Below are 14,356 nucleotides of genomic sequence, written 5' to 3' on the forward strand. Positions count from 1 at the left end.
AGTAGGCAAAGAAAACCCCGGCGGCCTCGCGGTCGCCGGGGTTTCGCTTCTCAGACGGGCAGGGCCGTTCAGCCCAGGCTGGCCGCTACCGTGTAGTCGGCCTCGGTCTTGGCCGCGACCTCGTCCAGGGTCACGCCCTCGGCCAGTTCGATCAGTTCCAGACCCGTGCCATCCGGCTTGACGTCGAAGACGGCCAGATCGGTGATGATGCGGCTGACCACGCCCGTACCGGTCAGGGGCAGGGTGCAGGATTTCAGGACCTTGGACTGGCCGTGCTTGTTGGCGTGTTCCATGACCACGACCACGCGCTTGACGCCCGCGACCAGGTCCATGGCGCCGCCCATGCCCTTCACCAGCTTGCCGGGGATCATCCAGTTGGCGATGTCGCCGTTCTGGGCCACTTCCATCGCGCCGAGGATCGACAGGTTGATATGGCCGCCGCGGATCATGGCGAAGCTGTCCGCGCTGCTGAAATAGGCCGACTCGGGGATCTCGGTGATCGTCTGCTTGCCGGCGTTGATCAGGTCGGGATCTTCCTCGCCCTCATAGGGGAAGGGGCCCATGCCCAGCATGCCGTTTTCCGACTGCAGGGTCACGACCATGCCTTCGGGGATGTAGTTGGCCACCAGGGTCGGGATGCCGATGCCCAGGTTCACATAGAAGCCGTCCTGCAGTTCCTTGGCGGCGCGCTCGGCCAGTTGTTCGCGAGTACGAGCCATGGATCAGGCCTCCTTCTGGCGGACGGTGCGCTGTTCGATGCGCTTCTCGGACACGGTCTGGATCAGGCGGTCGACATAGACGCCCGGCGTGTGGATGTGGTCGGGGTCCAGCGAGCCGACGGGGACGATCTCTTCGACTTCGACGACCGTGACCTTGCCGGCGGTGGCCATCATCGGGTTGAAGTTGCGGGCGGTCTTGCGGAAGATCAGATTGCCGCGCTCATCGGCCTTCCAGGCCTTGATGATGGCGAGGTCGGCGACCAGGCCGGTCTCCATCACATAGTCGCGGCCGTCGAAGTTGCGTACTTCCTTGCCTTCGGCGACCAGGGTGCCGACGCCGGTGGCGGTGAAGAAGGCGGGGATGCCCGCGCCGCCCGCGCGGATGCGCTCGGCCAGGGTGCCCTGGGGGTTGAACTCCAGCTGCAGCTCGCCAGCGAGGTATTGACGCTCGAACTCCTTGTTCTCGCCGACGTAGGACGAGATCATCTTGGCGATCTGCTTGGTCTCCAGCAGCTGGCCCAGGCCGAAGCCGTCCACGCCTGCGTTGTTGGAGATGACGGTCAGTCCCTTGACGCCCGAGGCCTTCAGCCCCGCGATCAGGTTTTCGGGAATGCCGCACAGGCCGAAGCCGCCGGACATGACGGTCATCCCGTCAAAGGTCAGGCCCTCCAGCGCGGACGTGACGTCAGCGTAGATCTTGCGCATCGCTCTCCCTTTTTCACCGTCTGATGAATATTGCGGTCTTATCCGTCCATAATGCGCGGATGGGCGGGGGGCAAGCGCCGGTTGGCGACCTTGGCGGTTGACCCTGCGCGCAATCATTCGTCTAAACGGACAAAGCCGCGTTCAAGGCGGAGTTTTGGGGAAAGATTCATGCGCAACACGATCATGCGAGCCGCCCTGCCGGCGCTTGTTTTGCTGGCCGCCGTGCCGGCCCTGGCTCAACCCGCCTCGGCGCAAGCCGTCGCCGCCGCGCCCACCTATCAGCAGCCGCCGCAGCCGATCGCGCAGATTCTGGACTCCAAGCCCAATCCGACGGCCAGCCTCAGCCCGGACCGCAAGACCCTGCTGCTGCAGGAACGCGCCAGCCTGCCGAGCATCGCCGAACTGGCCGAGCCCATGCTGCGTCTGGGCGGGTATCGCATCAATCCCCAGAACAACGGCCCGGCCAATAGCCGTGTCACCTGGCTGACGGGCCTCAGCTTCCAGACCGTCGAGGGCGGCGCGGCGCGACCGGTCGCCGGTCTGCCCGCCAATGCGCGTCTGACCAACGTCAGCTGGGCGCCGAACGGCAAGGCTGTGGCCTTCCTGCTGAACACCCCGACTGGCCTTGAGCTGTGGACCGCCGACGTGGCCTCGGCCCAGGCGCGCCGCCTGACCGGCCCTAGCGTCAACGCCGCGAACGGCGCCGGTTTCAGCTGGCTGCCCGACGCCTCGGGTCTGCTGGTTCAGGCCGTGCCCGCCGGTCGCCGCGCCGCGCCCGACGTGACGCGTCCGCCCTCGGGTCCGACCGTGGCCGAGACCGGCGGCCGCGCGGCCCCGGTGCGCACCTATCAGGACCTGCTGGCCGACGCGGGCGACGAGGCCCTGTTCGACCACTACTTCACCAGCCAGCTGACCCTCGTGCCGCTGAACGGTCGCGCGCGAACCATTGGCCAGCCCGGCGTCTTCCTGAACGCCTCGGTGTCGCCGGACGGTCGCTACATCCTGCAGACGCGGGTCAAGAAGCCCTATTCCTATGTCGTGCCGGCCAGCCTGTTCCCGGCGGATGTCGTCATCACCGACCTGAACGGACGTGAGGCGCACCGCGTGGCCGACCTGCCGCTGCGTGACAACGTGCCGACGCCGTTCGACGCCGTGGCCCCCGGCCCGCGCTCGGCCCAGTGGCGCGCCGACGCCGACGCCACCCTGGTCTGGGTCGAGGCCCAGGACGGCGGCGATCCGCGCAACGCGGCCGAGGTGCGCGACCGCGTCTTCATGCTGCCGGCGCCGTTCAATGATCGCCCGCGCACCCTGATCGACCTGAAGGAACGCTATTCGGGCGTGCAGTGGGGCCGCGACGACGTCGCCATCGTCAACAGCCGCTGGTTCAACACCCGCCACGAGACCCGCACCCTGGTCGATCCGTCGAACCCCGGCGCGGGCCGCGTCCTGGTCGATCGCAACTATCAGGATCGCTACAATGATCCGGGCGCGGTGGTCGTCGAGCCCAATGCGCGCGGTCGTTCGACCATCCGCTTCACCGCCGACGGCTCCAAGGTCTTCGTCGAGGGCGACGGCGCGACGCGTCAGGGCGAGTATCCCTTCCTCGACACCCTGGACCTGAAGACCGGTGAGACCGAGCGTCTGTGGCGCTCGGCTCAGGGCGAGTTCGAAACCGTCGTCGGCATTCTGGACGAGAACGGCCGCAAGCTGGTCACCTATCGCGAGAGCCGCACCGATCCGGCCAACCTGCGCCTGCGCGACCTGGACGGCGGCGTGACCCAACTGACCCAGTTCCCCGATCCGGCCCCGCAACTGGCCGACGTGAAGCGCGAACTGATCACCTATACCCGCGACGACGGGGTCCAGCTGTCGGGCACCCTCTATCTGCCCGCCGGTTACGACAAGGATCGCGACGGTCCGCTGCCGCTGCTGATGTGGGCCTATCCGGCCGAGTTCACCGACGCCGCCGTGGCCGGCCAGGTGGTTGACACCGAGAACCGCTTCGTGCGTCCGGCGGGCATCAGCCACCTGTTCCTGCTGACCCAGGGCTACGCCATCCTGGACAACCCGACGATGCCGATCATCGGCCGCGACGGGGCCGAGCCGAACGACACCTACATCGAGCAGCTGTCGGCCAGCGCCAAGGCGGCGGTCGACGCGGTGGTGGCCCTGGGCGTCGCCGACCGCGACCGGATCGCTGTCGGCGGCCACTCCTACGGCGCCTTCATGACGGCGAACCTGCTGGCCCACACCGACCTGTTCAAGACCGGCATCGCGCGTTCGGGCGCCTATAACCGCACCCTGACGCCGTTCGGCTTCCAGGCCGAGCAGCGCTCCTACTGGGAGGCGACCGAGACCTATACGGAGATGTCGCCCTTCACCTACGCCAATAAGGTCAATGAGCCGATCCTGCTGATCCACGGCGGCGCCGACGACAACTCGGGCACCTTCCCGGTGCAGTCGGAGCGCTTCTATGCGGCGCTGAAGGGCAATGGCGCGACGGTGCGTTACGTCGTCCTTCCGCTGGAAGCTCACGGCTATCGCGCCCGCGAGTCGGTCGGCCACACCCAGTGGGAAATGGCCACCTGGCTGGACCGCTACCTGAAGCCGAAGGCGACGGCGCAGTAAGAGACGAAACCGAGCCCCTTCTCCCCGGCGGAGGAGGGGCTCTTTATTTGTCCCATTCTGGCACATCGCCGTACAGGCCCGCCAGGAAGTCGATAAAGGCGCGCACCCGGTTTTCGGCGCGGGCTCGTCCGGCGGTCAGGGCGAAGATGGCGACGTCCGAGGCCCCCGCGTACTGCGGCAAGACCCGCATCAACCGCCCGTCGCGCAGTCCTCGCCCACGTCCCAGGTCGAACGCAGGGCGATCCCGGCGCCCGCCAGCGCCAGTTCGCGCGCCACTTCCGACGAGTTGGTCCGCACCCGGCTGCGGGCGCGGAAGGTGACGGGGCCGTCGGGGCCTTCCAGGCGCCAGGCCGACTGGTTCTCGGCCGCCAGTTGGGCGTGATGGCGCAGGTCGTCCAGGGTCTCGGGCGCGTCGTGTTCGGCCAGATAGGCGGGCGCGGCGCACAGGACGCGGCGGTTCGGGGCCAGGCGGTGCATGGCGGGATCGCTCGCCTCATAGCTGCCGATGCGGACCGCCATATCGACGTCCTCGGCCATCAGGTCGACGAAGGCGTCGGTCAGGTTCAGTTCCAGCGTCAGCCGGGGATGGGCGTCGAGGAAGGGCGTCAGCAGGGGGGCCAGGCGTCGCCGCCCGAACGAGGTCGGGGCCGAGACCCGCAGCAGGCCGCGCGCCTGGGTCGTGCGGCGCGATACTAAAGCCTCCAGATCCTCGACCCCGTCCAGAAGCTGCATGGCGCGGTCATAGACCAGGCGCCCGGCCTCGGTCGGGGCCAGCCGCCGCGAGGTGCGCTCGATCAGCCGCACCCCCAGCCGGTCCTCCAGCCGCGCCAGCCGCCGCGAGGCCACGGCGGGCGACAGGTCCAGCCGACGCGCGGCGGCGGACAGGCTGCCTTCCTCCAGCGCCCGGACGAAGATCTCATACTCGGCCAGCATGGCGGGATCTCATCATTGCAATTCTTGCAAAGATATCCGTCGATCTTCGCCGTGGCTAGGCGGCGGGCAGACGGCTAGGGTTGAGGCTCAAGGAGAGCCTGCCATGTCCGCCATCTATGTCCGCCACGGAAGCCTGAGCGTCGCCGCCGAACTGGACGCCTTCGTGCGCGAGGAGGCGGCGCCCGGCACGGGTGTTGCGCCCGACGCCTTCTGGGCCGGGGTCGAGGGGCTGCTGGCGGACCATGCGCCGAAGAACCGCGCCCTGCTGGCGCGGCGGGATGATCTGCAGGCGAAGCTGGACGACTGGCACCGCGCCCATCCGGGCCAGCCGGATCCCAAGGCCTATCAGGCCTTCCTGCGCGAGATCGGCTACATCGAACCGGAGCGCACGGACGCTCATGCCGAGACGGCCAACGTCGATCCCGAGATCGCGACTATGGCCGGGCCGCAGCTGGTCGTGCCGCTGACCAACGCCCGCTATCTGCTGAACGCCGCCAATGCGCGCTGGGGCAGCCTGTATGATGCGCTTTACGGCACGGACGCCCTGGGCGAGGCGCCGAAAGGCGGCGGCTATGACCCCGAGCGTGGGGGCAGGGTCATCACCCGCGCCCGCGCCCTGCTGGATCAGGCGGCGCCTTTGGCAGAGGGCGGCCATGCCGAGGCGGTGGAATACCGTGTCGAGGACGGGCGGCTGGTCGTCGACCTGTCCAGTGGGCGCACGACGGGTCTGGCCGATCCGGCGGTCTTCGTCGGCTATGCGGGCGAGGCGGCGGCGCCCTCGGGCGTCCTGCTGCGCCACAACGGTCTGCATCTGGAGATCGTCATCGATCGTGCCCATGCGATCGGGCGCACCGATCCGGCGGGCGTCGCGGACGTGGTGGTCGAGGCGGCCCTGTCGGTCATCGCCGACGCCGAGGACAGCGTCGCGGCGGTGGACGCCGAGGACAAGCGGCTGGTCTATGCCAACTGGTTGGGCCTGATGCGCGGCGACCTGTCGGCGGGCTTCGTCAAGGACGGGCAGACGATGCAGCGGCGCATGAACGGCGACCGGGCTTACACGGCGCCGGACGGCTCGGCTTTCGCTCTGAAGGGGCGCAGCCTACTGATGGTCCGCAATGTCGGCCTGCACCTGATGACCGACGCCGTGCTGGACGGCGAAGGACAGGAAGTCCTCGAGAGCCTGCTCGACATCGCCATGACCGGCTTGATCGGCCTGCACGACCTGAAGCGCCCGGCGGATCAGCGCAACAGTCCGGCGGGCTCCATCTATGTGGTGCGGCCCAAGATGCATGGCTCTGAAGAGGTCGCCTTCGCCGACGCCGTCTTCGGCGCGGTCGAGGCCATGGTGGGGCTGCCGCCGCTGACGCTGAAGATGGGCATCATGGACGAGGAGCGGCGCACCAGCGTCAACCTGGCTAACTGCATCGCGGCGGCCAAGGGCAGGCTGGCCTTCATCAACACCGGCTTCCTGGACCGCACCGGCGACGAGATCCATTCGGTGATGGAGGGCGGGCCGGTAGTCCGCAAGGAGGCGATCCGAAACACCGGCTGGATCAAGGCCTATGAGGACCGCAACGTGGACATCGGCCTGAAGGCCGGGTTGTCGGGCCGCGCCCAGATCGGCAAGGGCATGTGGGCCGCGCCGGACCGCATGGGCGAGATGCTGGCGACCAAGGCGGGCCATCCGCGCGCGGGGGCCTCGACCGCTTGGGTCCCGTCGCCGACGGCGGCGGCGCTGCACGCCCTGCATTATCATGAGGTCGATGTCTGGGCCCGTCAGGCCGAGATCGCGCAGCGCCCCGCCACAGGCCTGACGCCCCTGCTGACCCCGCCGTTCGCGACCGAGGCGCCCAGCGCTGATGAGATCCGCCAGGAGCTGGACAACAACGCCCAGGGCATCCTCGGCTACGTCGTGCGCTGGATCGACCAGGGCGTCGGCTGCTCCAAGGTGCCGGATATCCACGATGTCGGCCTGATGGAGGACCGGGCCACCCTGCGCATCTCCAGCCAGCATCTGGCCAACTGGCTGCGTCACGGCGTGGTCACCGAGGGTGAGGTGAGGGCGGCGCTGGAGCGCATGGCCGTGGTGGTGGACCGTCAGAACGCGGGCGATCCCGCCTATCGCCCCTTGGCCCCGGCCTTCGACGGTGCGGCATGGAACGCGGCCTGTGACCTGGTGTTCAAGGGGCGCGAGCAGCCGAACGGCTATACCGAGCACCTGCTGACCGCCTGGCGACGCCGCGCCAAGGTGGCCTGATTTCCCGAAGTAAATTTCGACGTTGTCCCAAAATGAAGCGAAAGCTTGTCAAAGCTTAACGACGCTCGTAGAACCGCGTGCGGTAACGTTTCATTAACCCTTGCGGCAAGGGGCTGACGCCGCGCCTGCTTAGGGGGTGTGCCATTTTGAGATGGCACGTCTCTTGGAACGCTGACCAACGAACCCCTCCTGGTGGCGGGGGCGTCGCGACGTGCGGCTGTGGGAGGCGAATGGTGGGCTGGTTTCTGACCCCTTCAGATGGGAAGCGTGCGGCTGTGCGTCCGATGGCGCGCGTCGGCGGTCTGGTGGCGCTGGTGGTGGCGGCCATCGCTTCGACCGCCTCGGCCGAGCCGGTCAACGACAGCGGCCCGGCGACCAGCCTGGACGTCATCGTCAAGGGCAAGATCACGGCCAGCTGCCGCCTGTCGGGCGGCGGCGACATCGACTTCGGCGAACTGACCGGCGGCCAGCAGGTCGAGGCCGACTTCGGTCTTGCCTGCAACGTCCCCTTCGACATCAGCTTCCAGTCGCAGAGCGGCGGCCTGGCGCACGTGACCAAGCCCCGTGGCGAGGGGCCGTTCGCGGGCCGTCTGGGCTACACGCTGAACGTCGCCATCCCGACGATCAATCCCAACCCGGCCGTTCTGAGCGGGACCTTCGACAGCGAAAACCTGATCGCCAAGAAGACGCTCAGCAGCGGCGAGGGCATCGCCCGGGGCGGCGGCCGCATCCGTATTCTGACAAATAACCCGAGTGAAACCGGCCTTCTGGCAGGTGAGTATTCAGAAGTCCTGAGCATAACATTGGCGCCACGCGTATAGTTCATGAAACGTGCGCTTTAATTAAATTTCAAAAATTCATGTAAAAAGCGATTGCTCATGTTTTGAGTAATCGCATTTTGCGTATATGTGAGCATATCTATTTCTCGCCTGCGAGTTGAATCGACACAATTATGCCTAACGTCGGTCTTTTTTTATTGACTGATATTTTTGCAGTTTGTTATGTTGTTTGCAGATCGGGGGAGCTTGTTCATCTCGGTCGACAAGTTTCGTCAAAACCTCACCTGGAGAATTCCTATGAAAATCGCTTCCATTCTGGCCGGCGTCGCCATTGCCGCCCTGTCCGCCTCGGCCGCTTCGGCTCAAGCCGTGCAGGTCATCAACAAGGGCCAGTACACCAACAACAGCACCAACATCTTCGGCGTGATCACGCCGGGTTCGACCGTGAATGTTCCGTCGGCTAATGCGGGCCCCTTTCAGGCTGGCCTTGAATCGGTCGCCAACGCTGCACGCGCTCTCGATGGCGGCAATCAGCGCTCGGCTTGGCACGCTGCCGGCTTCTCGGCCGGTGACGTGGGTACCGTCGGCAATGATGGCGCTACCTTCTCGCTGAAGGGTGCTGTCACGAAGGACTGCGTCTATTACTCGGGCGACAACGACACCGAGTCCTTCGACTTCGGCACCCTGGGCATCTACGCTGGCGACAACACCGGCCCGAACGCCGCCTTCACCATGGTCGCCCCGGCCGTCCTGTCGATCCAGACCAACCTGGCCGGCTGCAACACCAACAACACGGTCACGCTGAGCCGCACGGTCGCCGACATGACCAGCGACTCGAACTCGGGCTTCGACAACAGCGTCTTCACCAACAAGCTGCCCTACTCGGTGACCGCTTCGTATCAGGGCGCTTCGCAGGTTGCTGGCGGCGGCGCCGCCATCGGCCGCACCCTGACCATGGCTGCAGGCGATCTGAACGAGGCCCAAGCCAACGGCGCCTGGAAGTCGCCGATGAACCTGACGGTTCTGGTCCCGACGCCGTCGCAAGCTCTGCTGGCCGGCAACTACACGAGCTCCTTCTCGGTGCTCATCGCTGCTCAGTAAGCAGCGCTAAGACGTACGACGTCGGGGAGGGCGTTTCGCCCTCCCCGTTTTCGTTTCAGTGACCATTGCTCGTTAGGTTGTTCGCCGCGCGCAATGGGCGTTGCGGCGGCGGGCCTGGCCCGCACAGAGTTCTTGAGACGGCGGTCCGCGGACAGCCTCGGGGGAGTAGGGATTGATGCTGCGATCTGATTTTCGCTTCATGCGCGGCAGCCGCCTGGCCGCCCTGGTCGGCGGGCTTGTTGCGGGTCTGTTGGTCATGTCAGCCGCCTGGGCCATGCGCGTTTCGCCCATGGTGTCGGAACTGACCACGACGGGCGCCGGATCGGCCGCCCGGATCGAGGTCGGCAATGTCGGCTCGGCGGCTCTGCCGTTCGAAACCCTGATTACGCGAATGGAGGTCGACGCCGACGGCAATATCGTCGAAACGCCGGCTGACGAAGACTTCCTGATCTTCCCGCCGCAGGGCCTGGTGCCGGTCGGCGGTCGCCAGGTCGTGCGCGTGCAGTGGGTCGGAGAGCCGACCATCGAATCCTCAAGCGCCTACTACCTGTGGGTGAAGCAACTGCCAGTGCAGACTGAGCCGACCACGCCCGACAGCGGCGGTTCTCTGTCGGTTCAGGTCCTCTATACGATGAAGGCCCTGATCGTCGTGGCGCCGCCTGGCGCTCAGCCCAAGGTTGAAGTTGTCTCGGCAGTGCCGGCTATGGTCACCCCGCCGGCGCCCGAGGTCGATCCCAGCCTCAGCGGCGGTGAAGCCCCGCCGCCGCCCCCTGCGCAGCCTGGCGTCGAGATCGTGGTCTCCAATACCGGCAAGCGCTACGCGCTGATGAGCGGCGCGACCTGGATCATGGAGGCGACAGACAAGGCAGGACAGCCCTTCCGTCGTGAATTCACCGGCGATGAAATCTCGCAGCTGGTCGGCGTGGGCTACCTGGCTCCCCTGGGCGGCAAGCGGACGTTCAAGGTGCCGACCGGTGTCGAGCTGGATCCGGCCAAGCCGGTGAGCGTGCGATTCGCACGATGAAGACGGCAGGAAGAAAGGCGCTTCGGGGCGCAGCCTCGAAGCTCGTGCTGGCGACCGCGGTCATGGCGACGCCCGGCGGCTGGGCGCACGCCCAGGTCGTGGGCTTGATGCAGGCTGCCTCCCAGGTGGCAGAGCAGGCGTCGGGGGCCGTGACGCCGGCGCCGAGCGCGCCCGCCGCCGCTGCGCCGCAGACGCGCCCGAACATCAACCCCTACGACCGCGACATCGCCATGACGGTGCCGCTCAATTTCAACCGTCGCGTGCTGGGTGAAATGCCGGTGCTGCTGACGCGAGACGACCGCTTCATCGTGGAAAGCGCCGGGTTCCAGGCCCTGATCGCCCCACTGCTGACGCCCGAGGCGCAGGCCGAGCTGAAGGCGCGCCTTGAGGGCGTGGAGTCCTTTGCGCCGGAAGAGATCAACGCCACCGGTATTTCACTGGACTATGACCCGGATCAACTGGCGGTTCTGTTGCTGCGCATCGATCCGACCAAGCGCTCGGTCGAATTCCTGTTCCAGGGCGGCCGTCCCGAGGAGCCGGGTGCGGCGCCTGAGGATTTCAGCGCCTATCTGAACACCAATCTGGCCGTGTCGCGGCGCCAAACGACCGGCGACGTGACGACGCCCAGCGTCTTCCTGAACGGCGCCGTGCGCTACAAGGGCGTGGTGCTGGAGGCCGATGTTCAAGGACGCGAAGATCAATCTTCGGGCGACTATGAGATCGAGCGCCGCTACGCGCGCTTCGTTTTCGATCAGCCCGCTGAGTACCGTCGCTGGTTCCTGGGGGATCTGAACGTCGAGACGCGCGGTCGTCAGGGTTTCGCGGAGATGGGCGGCCTTGGCGTGACGCGCCAGACGCAACGCTTCAACAGCTTCCGCAACAACGGCTTGTCTGGCGGTCGCCAACTGGTGCTGCAGGAATCCTCGACCGTGCGCGTGTTGCGCAACGGCGTCTTCGTGCGTGAGTTCAAGCTGGACCCCGGCCAGTACGACCTGTCCAATCTGCCGCTCCAAACCGGCTCGAACGACGTCCAGCTGGAAATCCAGAACGAGTCAGGTCGCCGCGAGACGGTGTCCTACAGCGCCTATCTCGACTCGATTGATCTGGAACCCGGCGACTATGAATACGGCGCCTATCTGGGCGTCACCAATTCCGGGGGCTTTGGCTCGCCTGACTATTCCGACGGCACGCTGGCTTTCAGCGGCTTCTGGCGTAAGGCCTTCCTGAACAAGCCGGCTGTCGGTTTTGGCTTGCAGGCGTCTGAAGACGTTCAGAACGTCACCGGCCAGACCCAGTTCATCCTGCGCAACGGTGCGCGTCTGCAACTGAACGCCTCGGCCAGCAACGCCGGCAGGGGGGCAGGCTACGCCTACGCCTTCAGCTACGATCATTTCGTCGATATGGGCGGCACGTACGATAGCTGGACGGTCGTGGCCGACTATACGTCCGAGGACTACGCCACCCTGGGCAATGCGTTCGGCGACAATTCGACGTCCTGGGCGTTTACCGGCGCCTATTCGCATCAGTTTTCCGATGCCTGGAATGCAACGGCCAGCGCTTCCTACCGGCTAGGGCGTGGGTCTATCGACGACTCCTATTCGGTGAGTGCTGTCAGTTCCTATCGCTTCGCTCCGGAGTGGAGCGTTCAAGTCGGCGCCGAATGGGTCGATTATGGCGGCAACTTCGGCACAGGCGGCGCCAATGGCGTCGGCGCCACTGTCGCCTTGGTCTGGCAGCCGCGCTATGATCGTCGTGGCGAGGCGCGCTATAGCTCGGCGCGCAACAGCGGCAGCGTGCGCTTCCAGCAGTCACCTGAGAACCGCGTCGGGTCCTTCGGCTACTCGGTGGCTTCCGCCTATGACGATGGTCCGGGCACGTTGAGCGGGCAACTCGACTATATCGCCAACCGGTTCGACGCCAGCCTGACGCACACGGCGTTTGGCCAGAGCTTCAGCAACATCACTGATGAGCAGGTCACGTCGCTGCGCGTGGGCACGTCGATCTCGACCGCAGGCGGCAAGGTGGCCGTCGGCCGCAACATCTACGACAGCTTCGCTATCCTCTATCCGCACCAGTCACTGGCCGATAAGCCGGTGATCGTCGGCGAGTCGTTCGAGGGCGGGAACTACACCTCTCGCAGCGGCGCTCTGGGGCCGGCGGTGTCCAACACCCTGACCTCCTATGTCGATCAGTCGGTGCGCTATGACGTGTTGGGCGTGCCGGCCGGTTATGACATCGGCGAAGGCGTGCGGCGCGTGCGTCCGGCCTACAAGAGCGGTTACGCCATTCAGGTCGGCAGCGACGCCTTCGTTTCAGCCCTGGGGCGGATGGTCGGCAACGCCGGGAAGCCTGCCGCGTTGATCTCGGGTCGCGTTCGTTTGCTTGATGATCCCACGGCCGAGCCGGAGCTGTTCTTCACCAACTCGGTCGGACGGTTCGCCATCCAGAAGCTGATCCCGGGCAAGACCTATCGGGTCGAGCTCTTCACTTCGCCCGCCGCCGGATTCGAATTCACGGTTCCAGCCGATAACGAAGGTCTGCTGGATCTCAAGACTGTCGCCGTGCCGGTCGACATCACCGACCAATGAACGGAAGGAAGACGATCATGGTCTCCACCCTCTCGAAATCCTTCGCCGCCGCTGCGGCCCTTGGTCTGTTGGCGCTGACTCCGGGCTACGCGGCTGCTCAAGCCAAGTGCGCGCTGACGATAGAGGCTCCGCTTGAGCAATGGACGATCCGTTACAATCCTCTCGAAGACGATGTGGCCCAACGTCAGTTCGATATCTCGCTGGTGAACAACGGCGGCACGCCTTGTAACGGCAATATCATCGCTTTTCTTCAAAACGAGCCGTACGGCCTGAGGGGGGCGGCAGGCGCGCCAGCTGTAAGATACGCGCTTGTTGACGAGACTTACGGTGGGGTGAACATCACGCCTGTGACAGGACAAAGCCCGCGCCGCAGGGGCGCGAGCGTCAGCGTCAAACCGGGGGAAAGGATGCCTGCGCGGTTGACCTTCGCTGCCTTCCCCGAGGCGACGACGGCGCAGGGGCGGTATACGCAAGTCGTTCAGTTGTTCCTGCAGCAGGACAATGGGCAGGTTCATGCTGTGAAGCCAGTGACCCTGGTGCTCGATCTTGCCGCCGCCGCTTCAATTGGCTTGAAGGGCGAGTTTTCCCGTCCGAATGGAACGCCGGTGATCGATCTGGGCGAGCTGACGGAGGGAGCGCGTCCCTTGAATACCGCCCTTTATGTACATAGCACGGGCGGTTATCGCGTCTCGATTACATCGGCCAATCAGGGTCGCCTGCGACAGGGCGCGACGGCCTGGTACGTCGACTATAATCTCAAGGTCGGGACGCAGGACATCAACCTGCAACGCGTGGATACGATCAATGTCGTGTCCCAGACGGCGCGGCGCGACGACTATCCGCTGACCGTGCGGATCGGCGATGTCGCGGGTAAGCGCGCCGGTGAGTACAGCGACACCCTGACTTTCACTGTCGCGGCGATCTGATCACACTACCGGCTTGTCGGAAACGAAAACGCCCCGCAGTTTCTGCGGGGCGTTTCAGCATTCGGCTATAGTTGTTTAGATCGGCTGGATCGTCAGGGCCAGAATGAGGGGCTGTTCCAGCTCCACCTCGTCGAAGCGATAGTCGACGGTGCGGATCGTCGCCATGTTCGAGCGGCGCAGTTCCAGCATGCCGCTCTTGGCCAGGTTCAGCGAACGCTCACCGTAAATGATCTTGGCTTTTTCGGTGCTGGCGAGCGGGCGGTACTGGGCGGAAACTGTGAAACCGCCCGGGCTGTTGCAGGCCTCGACCACCGAACCCGAGCGACCGGTTTCGGCCATGATGGTTCCCGCGGGTCGCACCCAGCAGGCCACTGGTACGGTGGCGCGCAGGCGGTAGGTCTGGCCGCCGGTCGGACCGGCCGACGCGACCTGAGGCGTCAGAACGGCGGTCAGGCCTGCGGCGATCGCCAGCAATGTACGGCGTTTTGCCGACTTCAACTTGGTCATGACGTCCTCATCACCCTTGATTTCAATGGGACGATACTTGGCGGCTCTTAACTTCACGCGATCAGACAGGCTTAGCGGGCGCTTAAGCGCCATCGTAAACCGTCGCTAACCTTGATGACCTGGGAGCGCCCGGACGTGGCGGTTGGTAGGGGGCTGGAACGCATGAAAACGGGGGCGCGATCCGGATCG

Annotated in this window: 12 protein-coding genes; 7 read left to right on the plus strand and 5 right to left on the minus strand. The window is 65.7% G+C overall.

The window, feature by feature from the left end; translation table 11 throughout:
* Positions 1–68: 68 nt before the first annotated feature.
* Positions 69–719, minus strand: coding sequence for a 3-oxoacid CoA-transferase subunit B (locus B3K53_RS00720; protein ID WP_292082021.1), 651 nt, complete (start codon positions 717–719; stop codon positions 69–71).
* Positions 720–722: 3 nt separating this feature from the next.
* On the minus strand, positions 723–1,424 hold the full coding sequence (locus tag B3K53_RS00725; protein ID WP_292082023.1) for a CoA transferase subunit A: 702 nt from the start codon (positions 1,422–1,424) through the stop codon (positions 723–725).
* 168 nt (positions 1,425–1,592) lie between these two features.
* Between B3K53_RS00725 and B3K53_RS00730 the strand changes: the two genes are divergently transcribed.
* Positions 1,593–4,052, plus strand: coding sequence for a S9 family peptidase (locus tag B3K53_RS00730; protein ID WP_292082026.1), 2,460 nt, complete (start codon positions 1,593–1,595; stop codon positions 4,050–4,052).
* Positions 4,053–4,095: 43 nt separating this feature from the next.
* Here the strand turns inward: B3K53_RS00730 and B3K53_RS00735 are convergent, their stop codons facing one another.
* Together B3K53_RS00735 and B3K53_RS00740 are read right to left on the minus strand one after the other, a co-directional pair.
* Positions 4,096–4,242: a hypothetical protein gene (locus B3K53_RS00735; RefSeq protein WP_292082028.1), complete on the minus strand. Its 147-nt coding sequence runs from the start codon at positions 4,240–4,242 to the stop codon at positions 4,096–4,098.
* Positions 4,242–4,985 carry a LysR family transcriptional regulator gene (locus B3K53_RS00740; protein WP_292082031.1) on the minus strand — a complete coding sequence of 248 codons (744 nt, stop codon included), beginning with the start codon at positions 4,983–4,985 and terminating at the stop codon, positions 4,242–4,244. Before B3K53_RS00740 ends, B3K53_RS00735 begins: the two co-directional genes overlap by 1 nt.
* A gap of 103 nt (positions 4,986–5,088) precedes the next feature.
* On the opposite strand from B3K53_RS00740, the gene B3K53_RS00745 reads away from it, so the two are divergent.
* The 6 genes from B3K53_RS00745 to B3K53_RS00770 all read left to right on the plus strand — a co-directional run bounded on the left by B3K53_RS00745 (position 5,089) and on the right by B3K53_RS00770 (position 13,660).
* Complete coding sequence (locus B3K53_RS00745) at positions 5,089–7,242, plus strand: malate synthase G (protein ID WP_292082032.1); 2,154 nt, start codon at positions 5,089–5,091, stop codon at positions 7,240–7,242.
* 284 nt (positions 7,243–7,526) lie between these two features.
* Complete coding sequence (locus B3K53_RS00750) at positions 7,527–8,063, plus strand: hypothetical protein (RefSeq protein WP_292082034.1); 537 nt, start codon at positions 7,527–7,529, stop codon at positions 8,061–8,063.
* Positions 8,064–8,318: 255 nt separating this feature from the next.
* Positions 8,319–9,122 (plus strand): hypothetical protein, encoded by an 804-nt coding sequence (locus B3K53_RS00755; RefSeq protein WP_292082035.1) that lies wholly within the window; start codon positions 8,319–8,321, stop codon positions 9,120–9,122.
* 175 nt (positions 9,123–9,297) lie between these two features.
* The gene (locus B3K53_RS00760; RefSeq protein ID WP_292082037.1) at positions 9,298–10,146 is read left to right on the plus strand and encodes a hypothetical protein; all 849 of its coding nucleotides are present in this window, start codon (positions 9,298–9,300) and stop codon (positions 10,144–10,146) included.
* A 44-nt stretch (positions 10,147–10,190) separates the two neighbouring features.
* A complete protein-coding gene (locus tag B3K53_RS00765; protein ID WP_292082039.1) occupies positions 10,191–12,734 on the plus strand; it encodes a hypothetical protein in 2,544 nt (847 codons plus the stop codon).
* Positions 12,735–12,751: 17 nt separating this feature from the next.
* Positions 12,752–13,660: a hypothetical protein gene (locus B3K53_RS00770; RefSeq protein WP_292082041.1), complete on the plus strand. Its 909-nt coding sequence runs from the start codon at positions 12,752–12,754 to the stop codon at positions 13,658–13,660.
* 75 nt (positions 13,661–13,735) lie between these two features.
* On the opposite strand, the gene B3K53_RS00775 is transcribed toward B3K53_RS00770, so the two are convergent.
* Entirely contained in the window at positions 13,736–14,167 is a 432-nt protein-coding gene (locus B3K53_RS00775) for a hypothetical protein (RefSeq protein WP_292082042.1), read from the minus strand.
* Positions 14,168–14,356: the final 189 nt, after the last annotated feature.

The organism is Brevundimonas sp. UBA7506, assembly GCF_002479495.1.
Taxonomy (GTDB): Bacteria; Pseudomonadota; Alphaproteobacteria; order Caulobacterales; family Caulobacteraceae; genus Brevundimonas.